This is a genomic window from Bacillus sp. FSL H8-0547, assembly GCA_038002745.1.
Taxonomy (GTDB): domain Bacteria; phylum Bacillota; class Bacilli; order Bacillales; family Bacillaceae; genus Bacillus_P.
In genome coordinates, this window is record JBBODD010000001.1 from 3,544,910 (window position 1) to 3,559,697 (window position 14,788).

A 14,788-nucleotide genomic window follows, 5' to 3' on the forward strand; every position below is an offset into this window, starting at 1 on the left:
CCCGGAGATCTCCGGGATTTTTTCAATGGGAAGCAATCGATTCTTTTTTTCGCGCAGGCTTCCATTCTGCCATCAGCATCGCAGAAAGAATGAGCACACAGCCGAAGATACCGGCTGAAGAGAGGCGCTCACCTGCGAAGAAATAGGCAGTAAGCGCTGCAAATACAGGCTCTGATGCGTATATGAGGGCAACTCTGGATGCTGTCGTATACTGCTGAAGCTTTGTCTGAACAAAAAAAGCAAAAGCTGTTGCAAAAAAGGCTGTAATGAACAGGGCTAAAAGCACGTCCGCAGTCAGCATTTTTCCCGCATCCGGAACACTTTCAAAAAGGCCGGACGCTGAAAAACTCAGAACAGAAACAGTAAACAATTGGACGATGGTCAAAAGCCAGGCATCGTGCTGACCAGAGAACTTTCCCGTAAACAGAATATGCAGAGCAAAAGCAAGGGCGCAGCAGAAAACGAGCAAATCACCCTGGTTGAACGATGAAAAGCCGCTGAATGTCAGAAAATACAGACCTGCTGTGCCAACCGCCGCTGCGGCATAAACCGTTTTCCTTGCCGTTTCCTTAAGAATCCAGATGGAAAGCAGGGGAACAATCATTACGCTCAGACCCGTGATAAATCCTGCTTTAGAAGAAGTCGTATACAAAAGGCCGACTGTCTGGAAAGCGTAGCCGAGAAAGAGTAACACTCCCAATGTGACACCGGCGGCAACTGAACGTTTCGAAGGGACCAGACGCGTCATTTTCCTGCCAATTAGAGCAACAAGCACGGCAGCAAGGAAAAACCGGACGCCGTTAAAAAAATGAGGGGGCATAAACTGAATCGCTTTTTGAACAATGACAAAAGTAGACCCCCATATGCATGCCACAAGAAGCAGGCTGATGTCGGCTGTGAGAGATGATTTAAGCTTCATCCGTCATCGCTTCCGTTCATCCGGATCGCTTTTCTCGCCAGCTCATCAGCAACCGTGTTCTGCTTACTTGGAATCCATTTAATGAAAAAGAGATCAAATCCTTTTTTTAGCTCTAGAACTCTCTCAAGCAGCGGAACAAAAGAAGGATTCTTCACATACTCTTTTTCTACAGCCCGCTCAACAAGCTGGGAGTCAGTTCTTACGGAAATGATGGAAAAACCTTTCTCCAGGCAAATTTCAAGGCTTTTTATCAATGCATGATACTCAGCTTCATGATTTGTCATTTTTCCAAGAGGCACTGCAAACTGCTCGCCCTTGCCATGTCCTTTTATGAAGATCCCAGCTCCGGAAGGGCCCGGGTCTCCGGCACTGGCACCATCCACATAAACTTCAATCATTTCTTCCTCTCCTCATTCAGCAGGTTTTATTCTTTTGGCCAGATAAGCAAATGGTGTATCAATAATAGCAACGACAAATTTAATCAGATAAGTCGTAATAAAAATCTGAATCCAGATATCAAACGGATAGACGCCCAAAAAGGCGATTGACGTGAAGATGAGGGTGTCCAGAAGCTGGCTGATCATTGTGCTCCCATTGTTTCTGATCCACAGCAGCCTGTCAGATGGAAACTTTCGTCTGAGCCATGAGTAGATCGCCACATCTGCATACTGGCTGATAATAAAGGCTGCAAGGCTGCCGATGGCAATACGGGGAATCATATCAAAAATCGTCTTTAATGCCCCTTGTGCAATGTCCGTTTCATCAGGCTGGAACATGAGTACACCCTGCATAATAACAGTAAGGGAAATTAATGTTGCAAAACCCAGCCAGACGGCTTTTTTTGCTTCTTTTTCACCGTATTTTTCATTGATGATATCTGTTACTAAAAAGGCAGTACCATACATGATATTCCCCATCGTAGCCGTTAATCCGAAGATCTCGATCGTTTTGACTACCTGAAGGTTGGCTGCAACGGTCGAAAAACCGATCCAGACAAATAATCCGCTTTTGCCGAAAAGTTTATAAAATAGCAGAACAATGATAAAATTAATGAATGCAAATCCGATCCACAGTAATTCGTTTGGCATATAAAATCTCCTTGCTGATATAATTTAGGAAGGTTTTTTTTGGCTGTTTAGAAAATTATTACTGCGTCCAGCTCCAGCGCCTAAATCCTCTGTCAGAACAAATCCGTCAAAAAAGTCAAACCCGGACTTTTCCGCCGGATTCTTATCTGCCTATCTGATCTGACCAAGGCGCTTCCGCTTTTGTATTAAGCCGAATATGATTATAGCATATTGAATACAATTGCCGGTACAAGCAAGACTACTTATAACAAGGAACCATGAAGTCAGGAGTGAAAATGGTGAAATATCACATTCAATGGATGTATAAAACCCCGAAAAAGCAGAGCGTCCTGTTCAGCTCGGATGAAACGGATCTTGAGACTGCCATCAGCATAGGAGAAGATGCCGAAAAAACAGGGAGAGCCCAGACACTTGAATTTATTGATTCCAGAGGCACTTCATGGACACTCAAAGAACTTAAGAAACTTAAACTCGAAGTTGTGCATGAGCCAACTGATGTAGAAGCTTTTTTTGACGGAAATTATAATAAGCTGTCAAAAGAAGCGGGACTCGGCGCCGTGATTTACTATACAATAAACGGAAAACGATCAAGAATGAGATACAGCGAAAAAGCGGAAGCTCTTTCTAACAATGAAGCAGAATACATGGCCTTTTACTTCCTGGTCCAAAAGCTTGAAGAGCTTGGCGTGCAGCATCAGGACGTCACATTTAAAGGAGACTCCCAGGTCGTTCTCAATCAGCTTTCAGGAGAGTGGCCCTGCTATGAAGAAGCATACTCCCGCTGGCTTGATAAAATAGAAAAAGCACTCAAAAAGAGAAATATACGCCCAATCTGCGTTCCGGTCGCCAGAAAAGACAATGCCGAGGCAGACAAACTTGCAGGACAGGGGCTGGGCGGCATAAAGGTTGCAAGTGAATGGACGGCTGGTGATCAAGATGAATGAGAGAGACAAAAAACAAATCGTCCATGATATAGATGAGCTGAATGATACATACTGCTCAGACTGTCTTCTCAAAAAGCTCTTCAGAAAAGAACGCGGGAAAAAAGCGGCCCATGCATTTTGCATCGGAGAATGCACAGTAGGGCAAAAGATGAAGGAGTACGGCAAAAAACTTGTATAGAAAAACAGAGAAAAATCCGCTGAATTCAGCGGATTTTTTTATTTTTTCGCTTCATTGAGCTGATGCTCGCATTGCAGCAAAAGCTCTTGCTGATTGCTTAAAAACGGCTGATCAACGCCTGTCTCTCCGGCTGTCTGGTAAATGGCTTTTGCATCCTGCAAAGCTTTTTCTGCGTTCTGGATAGCTTCCGGATCCATGCTCATCGTTGCAGAGCCCGTCATTTTCTGTGCAGCAGCAACTGCCATTTCAAGCTGCTTTAAGTTGTTGAAACCGCTGATAAGACCTGTGTGATTAATTTGATCCAAGTCCTCACCTCCACATCTTTATCGTTCGACAACCTTCTTAAAATATACATCGAAAAAATAGGACGAAAGAAACTGGAAGAAATTTCTCTAAAATAAAAATTCGTTAAAAAGAAGGAATTTGTTCTTTATTGAAGAATAACTGTAGATTAGGATGAACCTTTTTGACTATGCCGCAGGGGAGGGTGACAGCAATGAAGACAACAATCAAAATCAATGATGATATAAAGCAGGCTTTTTACGAAATATATGGCGATTTAGATATGCTTTTGTTCATGGCAAAAAACGGCAGCGTGTTTAATCAGTTTGAGGTAAAAAGAATCGAAGGGAAGCTGAAGCAAAACTTAAAGGCTGTGGAATTTTTAATTGTCAGCCAGGATTTAACGAAAGAAAGAGGCTGAGATATCTCAGCCTCTTTCTTGCATTCGTATATGATCAATTATAATGTACGTTTGTAATTATAGTTTCACTACGTTAGCAGCTTGTGGTCCACGGTTGCCTTCAACGATTTCGAAAGAAACTTCCTGTCCTTCTTCAAGAGACTTGTAGCCGTCTCCCTCGATAGCTGAGAAATGTACAAATACATCGTCTCCGCCTTCAACTTCGATAAAACCGAAACCTTTTTCGTTGTTGAACCATTTAACTTTACCGTTTTGCATAGTACTTTATCCTCCTAATACTGTAGCACAGGTGTTGCTACCTGGAAATATTTTATCAATCAGCGAATATGTATGCGCAAACAAAGTTTGGAAAAACGATGTTTCACTAACTATTAGCTAAATGATGCTTTTAATATACACTATTGGAAATTTGTCGTCAAGTTGCCTATAGATTTTTACGGAAATTTCAGATATTTTATTTATAGGTGGAATAACTTGTAAAGGGATGTGGGAAACGTGTACAAAACAAACATTGGAAACATGCAGGTTATTTTTAAAAAAGACCGAAAAATGAGCGATGACCGTTTTCTGCAGGCATGCAGCCAGCTCGAGACGCTTGAATCACTGCTTGACTTCGAGCATGAAAGACTGATTCTCATTAAAGATGCCCTTCAGAACACCATCATCGTGGAAAAAAAGAACACGCAAATCTGCACCATTTATCTGCACAGCTACATTACCAATGAAGAAATCATTAAGCTTGCTTAAAAAACAGTTCCCTTTTGGTCAAAAATGATTATAATATTTCTTTGTAGAATGAGGAGAGGGGAAAGAAAGATGCAGCAGAAGAAATTTGAAATTACAAGCGAGTCAGGCATACATGCACGTCCTGCAACATCTCTTGTCAATGCAGTCAACTCTTTTACAGCAGATGTGAACCTGGAAGCGAACGGACGCAAGGTTAACTTAAAATCAATTATGGGTGTTATGTCACTCGGCATTGGAAAAGGAACAACCATTACCGTATCAGCCGAAGGCGACGACGAAAAAGAAGCCATCGAAGCAGTAGAGCGTGTCATCATTGCAGAACAGCTTGGCGCCTGATCATGAAAATCTCCTGGAAACAGGAGATTTTTTTAATGGCAGGAGATACTATACCTGAATGGAGGCGAAATAGATGAAGGATAAAAAATACCCATCTTACCTTGGAAGTGAAGAACCAACACGCGCCAATGACGGCATCAATGAAGCATTCTATGACAACGGGGACAAAATGCAAGTCCCGCTCTATATGAACAATGAAACAGCGGCTATTACGATTGACAGAGGGAGAAATGAGCAGGCTGATCCTGAAAAGTAAAGTTGCATATAAATTAAATTGGTTTCAGCAAAAGAGAGGCGTCGCTCGGGTGAGTGGTGCCTCCAAATGGTTTTAACATGAAGAAAAGTGGCATCACTCCGGTGAGTGACGCCACAAACAGGTTCCATGCGAGAAGGAAAGTGGCATCACTCCGGTGAGTGACGTCACAAACAGGTTCCATGCGAGAAGGAAAGTGGCATCACTCCAGTGAGTGACGCCACAAACAGGCTCCATGCAAGAAGGAAAGTGGCATCACTCCGGTGAGTGACGCCTCAAACAGGTTCCATGCGAGAAGAAAAGTGGCATCACACCGGTGAGTAGCGCCACAAACAGGTTCCATAAGAGAAGAAAAGTGGCATCACGCCTGTGAAAAGCGCCATAAAATAGAGTATGCAGAAAGAAAACCAGCTGCCGCGGCAGCTGGTTTCATCATCCTTATTTCCCGGAAGTCTTTGATTTCTGGTCTTTGTTGCGTTTGTTTCCCTTGCTGTTGTCTCCTGAAATGATTTCCTGGCCGAATTCTTCCTGGAAGTGTCCTTTTTCAGGGGAGTTGCCGTTTGCGCTGCCTTGTTTGTTGTATTTTTTTGTCATTGTGTTTTCCTCCTAAAATAGTGGAAGTGCGTCAAGGTTATTTGCTTTGCTGTTGTCAGGGTTGCTTCGGATGTATGTGCCTCCGCCTTTTCCTTTAAAGGTGCTGACACCTTCAATCTTGCCGCTTCCTGCTTCAGCAAGCGCCTGTTCGTAGGAAAGAATTCTGCCGCCAGAGGTTTTAAAAGCGGACAGGTCGCCTTCGCTGTTTTTCTGAACAGCAATAAATGTTTCCTTCTCCATTGTAAGCACTCCTTTCACATGCAGAGAGAGATCTGCTTTTATTAGTCTTTATTCTTTGGTGACTTTTATTCGGCAGAGAGGAATTTGGCTGATTTCCTAGAAATGTATAAGGAATGCTGATAACTGGAGCTGATTCAAGTGGTAAATACATATGACTGGGAAAAAGAAGCAGAAAAGAAGTGGGACGAACGGGCTGCATTCTGGAATAAGAGCAGCAAGGATATGTGGGATACCGGAAGCAGGAGCAAGGTTATCCCTTTTTTCAAAAAGTATGTACCAGAAGGATCGACTGTGATCGATATCGGCTGCGGGGACGGATATGGGTCGTTCCTTTTAATGCAGGAGGGCATGAAGGTGACAGGAGCTGATTTGTCCCCTGAAATGATCAGGCTTGCAAAGCAGCATGAAAAAGAAGGCAGGCTTGTCTTCGAACAGGCAAACATCATGTCGCTGCCATTCAGTGACGGACAGGCCGATGCGCTGCTGACGATTAATTGTCTTGAATGGACAGCAGATCCGCTTGCCGGATTACAGGAATTAAAGAGGGTCGTTAAAAAGGAAGGCTATTTGTGCATTGCGGTTCTTGGACCGACAGCGCATCCGAGAGAAAACAGCTACGAGAGGCTATATGGAAAAGATGTCATCTGCAACACTATGATGCCGTGGGAATTTGAAAGGCTGGCGCTTGAAAATGGCTGGGAATTGATTGACAGTCAGGGTGTATACAAACGGGGAGTGACAGAGGATATGGTCCATAAACTTTCTGCGGAATTAAAGCAGTCACTTTCATTTTTATGGCTGTTTATGCTTCAGAAAAAGGGAGAGGATAAGCGATGAACAGATACAGCATTCAAGAATTTGTGGAGAAAACAGAGCAGCAGGACAAAGGGCAGGGACTGTTCGAGCTTGAGACGGAGAGGCTGCTTGAGATCAATTTGAATGGCCAAGTCTGGACAAAAGCCGGAGCAATGGTCTCCTACCGCGGTCAGATCAAATATGAACGTGAAGGAATTCTTGAGCACGGCCTTGGGAAAATGTTTAAAAAGGCGCTTACAGGCGAGGGCACGGCTCTTATGAAAGCGACTGGAGCAGGAAAGCTGTATGTAGCTGACCAGGGAAAAAAGATTTCCATTATAAATCTGCAGGGAGAATCCATTTTTGTGAACGGCAATGACCTGCTTGCGTTTGAACCTTCCATCTCATGGGATATCAAAATGATGAGGAAGATTGCGGGCATGCTTTCAGGGGGACTTTTTAACGTGCGGCTTGAAGGCAGGGGAATGCTTGCGATTACCTCTCACTATGAACCGCTGACACTGATTGTCAAGCCGGGTGATCCGGTTTATACCGACCCGAATGCAACTGTCGCCTGGTCAGGGAGTTTGACTCCGGAGTTCGTTACCGATATCTCGCTGAAAACCTTATTCGGTAGAGGAAGCGGAGAGTCTATACAGATGAAGTTCGAAGGAGAAGGCTTTGTTGTGGTTCAGCCATTTGAAGAGGTCTATTACAGTCAAACGACATCAGGCTGACGCGGCCAAAATAATATAAAACAAACCCCCGGAATTCCGGGGGTTTTATCATGCGTCGAGACCTGCCGCCCCTGAGGAGTTCTGGGGAAGGAGGGTTTTATGCAGCTTTCCTGTCTGATGAATCCACCCTGTTTGTGATGAGAGGATCGCTCCGTTCCGGGCCAACAGGCAGACAGCCATGTAGGGATAATGATTTTTCGTCCGGAAACGGAGGTCAAAAAAGCGGACTTCATATCCGGATGGATTAGGAATGACAATACTGTGCACATGTTTTGAGTTTTTCAGGAAGTGCTGCACGTTTTGATCTTTTTCAGCAGCTGATATAAGCTCATGCTTTGTTTTTTCGAACGAATGAACCGGCCTGACCTGACCTGAGCGCAGTTCACCTGAGGTAAAGCCTGTTTCTGTTTCGGACACAAATTGCCATACTGACCAGCGGATTGTAGGGACGACAGTCAAAACAGAAGACTCACGGAGTTCGCTTCTGATTCGTGCAAGAGCCCTTCTGGAACTGAAGAATCGTTCAATGACATAAACAAATATGATTGTGTAAATAACAGAAAAAGTAAGACCAGGGCTCTCTCCAGCGGCCCATAATGAAAAGCCGGCAATATGCAAAAAGACAATCAGCGGGTCAAACAGCGGGATGAAATTCAGAGACAGCCATCTTTTTGTGAATGGCCGTGCTGCCTGAGTGCCGTATGCGTTAAAAAGATCAAATAAGACGTGAACCAGCACCGCAGCGAACGTCCAGCCGGCAAGGTGCATCCAGTCCTGCCCCGATAAGGAAGGTGAAAAAATGAGAATAATGGCAGTGAGCAGAAAACTCCAAATAAACCATGCGGGCACAGAGTGAGATAACCCGCGGTGATGCTCGGTGTACATTCCTTTACCTTTAAAAACTCTGACCGCGTAATCAAAATCCGGTGCATTTGATCCAAGAACGGTGCCGGCCATTACAGCCGCAGCAAGTTCGGGATTCTGTCCGACAGCAGGGTCGATGTATGCGAGTCCTGCAAGGCCGAAACCCATGATGATGTGCGTGCTTGTATCCATTTTTTTAGCCTCCGGGGGTGTATTCCCCTTCATCCGGAAGGTCTTATTGAGCCTTAATAAATTTGTTCTCTTTAAAAAGAGAAGCTTCTCTGAGTATATCTTCCATAATGGTTAAGGATGAGTTCGGATGGTGCAGACGCTTTATGTTGCGTTTCATTCTCTTAAGTTTCTTGTCGTCTTTCAACAGGCTGCTGACAGTTTCATACACTTCTTCTGAGCGGTTGACTACAACAGCTGCCTCGTTTTCTTCAAAAAAGAGTGCATTTTCCTTTTCCTGTCCGGGAACAGGTTTGAAAAGAATAACGGGAACACCGACAGCTGCGGCCTCGCTTAACGTGATTCCGCCTGGTTTTGTTACCATGCAGGATGCGACTCTGAACAGCTCATCGACCCTTTCGACGTAGCCAAGAAGCTTTAGGTTTCTTACATTTTTGCCGGTTATCGTTTCAAGGTTTTCTTTCAAAACCGCATTGTTTCCGCAAACGACGACCGTCTGCAGATCCTGGTCTTCAAGAAACGACTCGCACAGTTCTTTTACGTTTTTAAGAACACCGTGGGCGCCTGCCATGACAAGCAGAATTTTTTTATTGGGGTCAAGCCCGTATTTGCGGCAGATTTCATTTTTATCAAGATTTTCTTCAAACACGGAACGGATCGGGATGCCTGTCACCTTGACGGAAGCAGGATGAATGCCGAGGCTCATGACCTTTTCTTTCACCCGTTTGCTTGCCACATAATATTTATCGATGTTCTGGTGAACCCAGATTTTGTGAAGGCAGAAGTCAGTGAGCACATTAAAGGTTGGTATAATATGGCCAGTGCGTCTTCTGTACTCAGGCACGACGATAATCGGGAATGTATTGATGATCAGGTCGGGCTGCTCTTTTTCAATCAGTTCAAAAAGCCGTTTATTTCCGAGCTTGAAGTACAGCGTCAGCAGTTTCTTGTTGTAAATTTTATCGACGCCGTAATAAAACATACGGTAAAACTGTTTGCCGATTGTGAAGCTTTTTAAATAAAGGTATTGGGTGATTTCTGTAAAAACAGGGTTCGATTCAGCGTACAGATCAGAAACAACCACTTCCTCAATTCCCATGTCCTTGCATTGCTTAACAAGTGTTTTTGAGACTTGAACATGTCCGTTCCCGTATTTTGCGGTTAAAATTAACACTTTCGGTTTTTTTAACAATGCATTCACCTCAACTATAATCATAAACAGGACGCTTATGTCCTGCTTTTAAAAGCGTATCACAGGAATATTTACAAAATATAAAGATTAGATAAAAATTAAATTAAATTCACCTTAATTTTAACAAATAAAGCCAATTCGTGTGATGTTTTTTTTCCATTGCTAAGGAATAAAAGGCTGTGGATAACATAACAAAGTTATCATCGGCAAGCTCCAGCGCCTAGATCCTCTGTCAGAACAAATCCGTCAAAAAAGGCAGGAACCGGACTTTTCCGACGGATTCTTATCTGCCTATCGGAGCGGGCCTTGGAGCTTGCGCTTTTGTTCTTTCTCATTCCCACTCGTAAGGCGTTTCCTGATACACGCAGTAGTTCAGCCAGTTCGCAAAAAGGAGATGGGCATGGGATTTCCACTTTTGAACAGGTTTTTCAGACGGATCGTTATTTGGAAAATAAGAGGCCGGAACTCCCGTCTGGAGTCCTTTAGCCCGGTCCCGCTCATATTCCTGTTTCAGGGTTAGGAGATCATATTCCGGGTGGCCGGTCAAAAAGACGTGCTTTGCATCCTTTGACGCTACAAGACATACGCCTGCTTCTTTCGATTCGCTTATAATGTCTAGTTCTTCAACTGCCGCAATATCTTGTCTCTTTATATCCGTATGCCGGGAATGCGGCACATAGTAGTGATCATCGAATCCGCGGACAATTTTTACAGAATCATTACAAATGACATGTTCAAATACACCGAAGCATTTTTCTTCCAGACTATATTTATTTACGCCGTAGTGATAGTAAAGTCCTGCCTGAGCACCCCAGCATATATGAAGAGTGGACGTGACATGCTTGTTTGTCCATTCAAAGATTTCCTTCAGTTCGTCCCAGTAGGAAACCTCTTCAAAAGGAAGGTGCTCGATCGGGGCGCCTGTTACAATCATTCCGTCAAACTTTTTGTGGCGGATCTTTGAAAAAGTCGTGTAAAACTGCTGCAGATGCTCTTCCTTCGTTGTTTTGGATGTATGGGTTTCAGGCCTCATAAATGTAATGTTCAGCTGAAGAGGGGAATTTCCGAGAAGCCTCAGCAGCTGTACTTCTGTTTTCTGTTTTTCGGGCATAATATTCAGGATCACAATGTTCAGCGGTCTGATATCCTGCTGATACGCTCGCTTATCGTCCATGACGAAGATGTTTTCTTTTTCAAGAATTTCTTTTGCGGGAAGGTCAGATGGAATATTTATAGGCATGAATGAACCTCAACTTTCTGTACATTTCAGAGTTTTCTCTATTATAGAAAGTTTGGAATAATAATTCAATTTGCTTTTGTGTTACAATTGTGCGTGAAATCAATCTATTAAGCAGAAAGTAGGGCGCTGTGTGCTAAAAATGAAACATAAATCAGACATCGAAATCGCTCAGGAAGCTGCGATAAAACCAATACAGGAAATTGCGGGAAAACTTGATATTTTAGAAGATGAACTGGAGCAATACGGAAAATATAAAGCGAAACTGTCACTTGACCTTCTTAAAAGAAAGCAGGATGCTCCGGACGGGAAAATCATCCTTGTTACCGCCATTAATCCGACACCTGCCGGAGAAGGCAAATCGACGGTAACAGTGGGCCTTGGCCAGGCGCTGAATCTGCTTGGGAAAAAAGCAGTTATTGCCATGAGAGAGCCTTCACTCGGTCCGACGATGGGAATTAAGGGGGGAGCTGCAGGCGGGGGCTATTCACAAGTAATTCCGATGGAGGACATCAACCTGCATTTCACTGGAGACCTTCATGCCATTACAACGGCAAACAATGCTTTGTCAGCTTTACTTGACAATCATATTCATCAGGGAAATGAAAAAGGGATTGATCCAAGAAGGATTACGTGGAAGCGGGTCATGGATTTGAATGACCGGGCACTCCGAAATGTCATTGTCGGGCTTGGAGGCCCTGTTAACGGAACTCCGAGAGAAGATCATTTTGACATAACGGTCGCATCGGAAATTATGGCCATTCTCTGTCTTGCATCAGGCCTTGGCGATTTAAAGAAAAGACTTGCTGAGATCGTTGTAGGATTTACATACAGCAAGGAGCCGGTCACAGTCGGAGAGCTTGGATTCGAGGGAGCGCTTGCGCTCTTGCTGAAAGACGCCCTGAAGCCTAACCTCGTTCAGACGCTTGAACATACGCCCGCGATCATTCACGGCGGCCCGTTTGCAAATATCGCCCACGGCTGCAACAGCCTTCTCGGAACAAAAATGGCTGCCAAGCTTGGCGATTATGTTGTAACAGAAGCTGGATTTGGAGCAGATCTCGGCGCAGAGAAGTTTCTCCACATTAAAACACGGGCAGGAGGATTTGAACCTGCCGCAGTAGTCATCGTAGCGACCGTCCGGGCTCTTAAAATGCACGGCGGAGTAAATAAGGACCAGCTTCAGGAGCCTGATAAAGAAGCGATGCTTGCAGGAGCATCGAATCTTGCAAAACATATTGAATCCATCCAGCAGTTTGGGCTGCCATATACGGTTGCCATTAACCGTTTTACATCCGATGCCGATGAAGAAATCGATGCGCTCCTTACCTGGTGCGCAGACCATTCCCATCCTGCAGCTCTTTCCGAAGTATGGGAAAAAGGCGGCGCAGGGGGAATTGAACTTGCTGAAAAAGTCATTCAGACGATTGCAGAAAACAAAAATCAGTTTTCGCATTTGTATGAGCTTGCCGACAGTATTGAAGCCAAAGTTGAAAAAGTGGCAAAAACCGTTTACGGGGCAAAAGCGGTGGAATTTTCGTCAAAAGCCAAAAAGCAGCTTAAGGAGTTTGACGGGTACGGCTGGTCCCATCTCCCTGTTTGTATGGCAAAAACCCAGTATTCACTTTCTGATCAGCCTGAACTGATCGGAAGGCCGGAAGATTTCACGCTTACGATTAGAGAGCTGAAGCCTTCAATTGGAGCGGGGTTCATCGTATGCTTAACAGGGGATATTATGACAATGCCCGGACTCCCGAAAAAGCCTGCGGCACTCGGCATGTCGGTAGATGCAGACGGGAAAGCGGCAGGGCTGTTCTGATGTTTGATCCGACTGCATTTGATAACTTAAAAACGGTTCTTGAAGGTGCTGTTTACGACGCGGATCTTGACGGCAGCATTTCAGTCACAGGCAGAAAGGATCTTGTAGACCTTGCGGCGATGTCAAGGGTGTATGAGATTCAATTTCAGCTGAAAGAATCAAAGGGTGCAGCTGCGGTATTCAGGCTCGCCATGAGCCTCCCGGAGCTTTCTGGGGAGCTGATGAAAACCAATGATGTACATTCGTGCGAGATTGGCCTCACTTTTCATGAAACAGCAGCAGAAGAGTATACGTTTGCTAAACGAATGATTGAAGAAGACTGGGGGGTCAACTTTAAAGTGCGTCATCAGGTGATGTATGATGTACCGTTTAAAGAGTACAGCCATGCTTATCACGTTCAGTTCGGGCGGAGCATAAGCGAGGATCATGTGGATGATCTGATGGCAATGACAGAGCATGCTATCACAACCCTCGAAAAAATAGTTGAAGGAGGAAGTTGATTTTGAGTATTTATGATCTTCATGTAAAAACAATTGGCGGCGATGATAAATCAATGGATGCATTCCGCGGAAAAGTGCTTGTGATTGTGAATACGGCGAGCAAATGCGGATTCACTCCGCAGTACAAAGCGCTGCAGGAACTTTACGAACGGTATCAGCCGGAGGGGCTTGAAATCCTTGGCTTTCCGTGCAATCAGTTTATGAGCCAGGAACCTGGGACAGAAGAAGACATTAAAAGCTTTTGCGAATTGAACTATGGCGTTTCTTTTCCAATGTTCGCTAAAGTCGATGTAAATGGCCCGAAGGCTCATCCGCTGTTTACCCATCTGACAAATGAAGCACCGGGCCTGCTCGGTTCAAAGGCTGTGAAATGGAATTTTACTAAGTTTCTCGTAGATCGTAACGGAAAAGCTGTTGAACGCTTTTCTCCCAATACAGACCCAAAAGAAATGGAAGAAACGATTCAGAAGCTGCTGCAGCAGTAAATTCGCCGGAAAGAAGCCAATAGAGGCTTCTTTTCGTTTATAAAGGAGGAATGAGCAGTGAAAATCATTGATGCCCATATGCACATTTCAGAGATTCAAAGCTTCAGGCAAACAGGGGATGACGTTTCTTTTGTGGATTATTCCCTGAAAGGGCTGCAGAAAGAATATGAAGATGCCGGAGTTGTAGCTGCCATTGCCATGGGTGTGACAGAAACAGCCGGCGGAGCTTTTCCGGATAAAGCTGCACAAACACCAATGGGAGTCGACCTTGAAGGAAGTGTGCCCAAGAATTTTTTCGTCTGTCAGGGCATTAATCCGTATAAGCTCAGCGAAGAAAACCTGCTGATGCTCGAGAAATCCCTCCAGCACCACCAGACGGCCGGGATTAAAATTTATCTGGGATACTATCCTTTTTATGCCTATGACAAAGTGTACGGACCAGTTTATGAGCTTGCAGAAGCATTCAGCCTTCCGGTTGTTTTTCATACGGGCGATACCTATTCAGAGAGAAGTCTTCTCAAATACAGCCACCCCCTCACTCTTGATGAAGTGGCAGTGGAACACCGGAATATCCAATTCATGATGGCGCATCTCGGAGACCCATGGGTGCTTGATGGTGCTGAGGTCATTAACAAAAACCACAATATGCATGCTGATTTATCCGGACTGCTTGTCGGAACGGACAAGACCATTGCCGCCAAAAAGAATACGAGGTTCTTTGATCACCTCATTCATGCGCTTTCCTACTGCGATCACTACGACAGACTTTTATTTGGGACAGACTGGCCGCTAATAGGAATTAAGCCATACATTGACCTGTTCAGCGAACTGATTCCGGAGGAACATCACGGGCTCTTCTTCTACGATAACGCCCTGCGTCTATTTCCAAAATTAAATGAGTTTTTAAAAGAGGAATCCTAAACTCTTTCGACTAATACTAAGAATAGGGGTTTGAAAGCTTAAAGAGA

22 protein-coding genes are annotated in these 14,788 nt (G+C 44.5%); 12 read left to right on the forward strand and 10 right to left on the reverse strand.

Annotated features, from left to right (window positions below; translation table 11 throughout):
- Positions 1-22: 22 nt before the first annotated feature.
- Genes MHB63_17775 through MHB63_17785 form a run of 3 tightly spaced genes read right to left on the reverse strand, consistent with a single transcriptional unit; the run spans position 23 to position 2,007 of the window.
- The gene (locus tag MHB63_17775) at positions 23-919 is read right to left on the reverse strand and encodes a DMT family transporter (GenBank protein ID MEK3808372.1); all 897 of its coding nucleotides are present in this window, start codon (positions 917-919) and stop codon (positions 23-25) included.
- A complete protein-coding gene (locus MHB63_17780; protein ID MEK3808373.1) occupies positions 916-1,317 on the reverse strand; it encodes a reverse transcriptase-like protein in 402 nt (133 codons plus the stop codon). The genes MHB63_17775 and MHB63_17780 overlap by 4 nt, the downstream gene beginning before the upstream one ends.
- Before the next feature lie 12 nt (positions 1,318-1,329).
- A complete protein-coding gene (locus MHB63_17785) occupies positions 1,330-2,007 on the reverse strand; it encodes a queuosine precursor transporter (GenBank protein ID MEK3808374.1) in 678 nt (225 codons plus the stop codon).
- Positions 2,008-2,282: 275 nt separating this feature from the next.
- Here MHB63_17785 and MHB63_17790 point away from each other — a divergent pair, with 275 nt between their 5' ends.
- Together MHB63_17790 and MHB63_17795 are read left to right on the forward strand one after the other, a co-directional pair.
- Positions 2,283-2,951: a reverse transcriptase-like protein gene (locus MHB63_17790; protein ID MEK3808375.1), complete on the forward strand. Its 669-nt coding sequence runs from the start codon at positions 2,283-2,285 to the stop codon at positions 2,949-2,951.
- Positions 2,944-3,129, forward strand: coding sequence for a zinc-finger domain-containing protein (locus MHB63_17795; protein MEK3808376.1), 186 nt, complete (start codon positions 2,944-2,946; stop codon positions 3,127-3,129). The genes MHB63_17790 and MHB63_17795 overlap by 8 nt, the downstream gene beginning before the upstream one ends.
- 38 nt (positions 3,130-3,167) lie before the next feature.
- On the opposite strand, the gene MHB63_17800 is transcribed toward MHB63_17795, so the two are convergent.
- Positions 3,168-3,434 (reverse strand): DUF2564 family protein, encoded by a 267-nt coding sequence (locus tag MHB63_17800; protein MEK3808377.1) that lies wholly within the window; start codon positions 3,432-3,434, stop codon positions 3,168-3,170.
- A gap of 191 nt (positions 3,435-3,625) precedes the next feature.
- Here MHB63_17800 and MHB63_17805 point away from each other — a divergent pair, with 191 nt between their 5' ends.
- Positions 3,626-3,832: a hypothetical protein gene (locus tag MHB63_17805; GenBank protein MEK3808378.1), complete on the forward strand. Its 207-nt coding sequence runs from the start codon at positions 3,626-3,628 to the stop codon at positions 3,830-3,832.
- A gap of 57 nt (positions 3,833-3,889) precedes the next feature.
- Here the strand turns inward: MHB63_17805 and cspD are convergent, their stop codons facing one another.
- Positions 3,890-4,090: a cold-shock protein CspD gene (gene cspD, locus MHB63_17810; protein MEK3808379.1), complete on the reverse strand. Its 201-nt coding sequence runs from the start codon at positions 4,088-4,090 to the stop codon at positions 3,890-3,892.
- A 237-nt stretch (positions 4,091-4,327) separates the two neighbouring features.
- Here cspD and MHB63_17815 point away from each other — a divergent pair, with 237 nt between their 5' ends.
- From MHB63_17815 to MHB63_17825, 3 genes are all read left to right on the forward strand, one after another.
- Entirely contained in the window at positions 4,328-4,579 is a 252-nt protein-coding gene (locus MHB63_17815) for a hypothetical protein (protein ID MEK3808380.1), read from the forward strand.
- A gap of 69 nt (positions 4,580-4,648) precedes the next feature.
- Complete coding sequence (locus tag MHB63_17820; protein MEK3808381.1) at positions 4,649-4,915, forward strand: phosphocarrier protein HPr; 267 nt, start codon at positions 4,649-4,651, stop codon at positions 4,913-4,915.
- Positions 4,916-4,988: 73 nt separating this feature from the next.
- The gene (locus tag MHB63_17825) at positions 4,989-5,171 is read left to right on the forward strand and encodes a hypothetical protein (protein MEK3808382.1); all 183 of its coding nucleotides are present in this window, start codon (positions 4,989-4,991) and stop codon (positions 5,169-5,171) included.
- Positions 5,172-5,606: 435 nt separating this feature from the next.
- Here the strand turns inward: MHB63_17825 and MHB63_17830 are convergent, their stop codons facing one another.
- Positions 5,607-5,762 (reverse strand): hypothetical protein, encoded by a 156-nt coding sequence (locus MHB63_17830; GenBank protein ID MEK3808383.1) that lies wholly within the window; start codon positions 5,760-5,762, stop codon positions 5,607-5,609.
- A gap of 12 nt (positions 5,763-5,774) precedes the next feature.
- Positions 5,775-6,002 (reverse strand): DUF3892 domain-containing protein, encoded by a 228-nt coding sequence (locus tag MHB63_17835; GenBank protein MEK3808384.1) that lies wholly within the window; start codon positions 6,000-6,002, stop codon positions 5,775-5,777.
- Positions 6,003-6,140: 138 nt separating this feature from the next.
- Between MHB63_17835 and MHB63_17840 the strand changes: the two genes are divergently transcribed.
- Positions 6,141-6,839, forward strand: coding sequence for a class I SAM-dependent methyltransferase (locus MHB63_17840; protein MEK3808385.1), 699 nt, complete (start codon positions 6,141-6,143; stop codon positions 6,837-6,839).
- Positions 6,836-7,534, forward strand: coding sequence for an AIM24 family protein (locus tag MHB63_17845; protein MEK3808386.1), 699 nt, complete (start codon positions 6,836-6,838; stop codon positions 7,532-7,534). Before MHB63_17840 ends, MHB63_17845 begins: the two co-directional genes overlap by 4 nt.
- A gap of 48 nt (positions 7,535-7,582) precedes the next feature.
- Here the strand turns inward: MHB63_17845 and MHB63_17850 are convergent, their stop codons facing one another.
- The 3 genes from MHB63_17850 to metA form a co-directional block, all read right to left on the reverse strand.
- The gene (locus tag MHB63_17850; GenBank protein MEK3808387.1) at positions 7,583-8,590 is read right to left on the reverse strand and encodes a metal-dependent hydrolase; all 1,008 of its coding nucleotides are present in this window, start codon (positions 8,588-8,590) and stop codon (positions 7,583-7,585) included.
- 43 nt (positions 8,591-8,633) lie between these two features.
- Complete coding sequence (locus MHB63_17855) at positions 8,634-9,779, reverse strand: diglucosyl diacylglycerol synthase (protein ID MEK3808388.1); 1,146 nt, start codon at positions 9,777-9,779, stop codon at positions 8,634-8,636.
- 331 nt (positions 9,780-10,110) lie between these two features.
- On the reverse strand, positions 10,111-11,019 hold the full coding sequence (gene metA, locus MHB63_17860; GenBank protein ID MEK3808389.1) for a homoserine O-succinyltransferase: 909 nt from the start codon (positions 11,017-11,019) through the stop codon (positions 10,111-10,113).
- Between the two features lie 139 nt (positions 11,020-11,158).
- Here metA and MHB63_17865 point away from each other — a divergent pair, with 139 nt between their 5' ends.
- The 4 genes from MHB63_17865 to MHB63_17880 are packed head-to-tail and all read left to right on the forward strand — an operon-like array spanning position 11,159 to position 14,741.
- Positions 11,159-12,835: a formate--tetrahydrofolate ligase gene (locus MHB63_17865; protein MEK3808390.1), complete on the forward strand. Its 1,677-nt coding sequence runs from the start codon at positions 11,159-11,161 to the stop codon at positions 12,833-12,835.
- Positions 12,835-13,335 (forward strand): hypothetical protein, encoded by a 501-nt coding sequence (locus MHB63_17870; GenBank protein MEK3808391.1) that lies wholly within the window; start codon positions 12,835-12,837, stop codon positions 13,333-13,335. Before MHB63_17865 ends, MHB63_17870 begins: the two co-directional genes overlap by 1 nt.
- Positions 13,336-13,337: 2 nt before the next feature.
- The gene (locus MHB63_17875; GenBank protein MEK3808392.1) at positions 13,338-13,820 is read left to right on the forward strand and encodes a glutathione peroxidase; all 483 of its coding nucleotides are present in this window, start codon (positions 13,338-13,340) and stop codon (positions 13,818-13,820) included.
- Between the two features lie 57 nt (positions 13,821-13,877).
- Positions 13,878-14,741 (forward strand): amidohydrolase family protein, encoded by an 864-nt coding sequence (locus MHB63_17880; protein ID MEK3808393.1) that lies wholly within the window; start codon positions 13,878-13,880, stop codon positions 14,739-14,741.
- Positions 14,742-14,788: the final 47 nt, after the last annotated feature.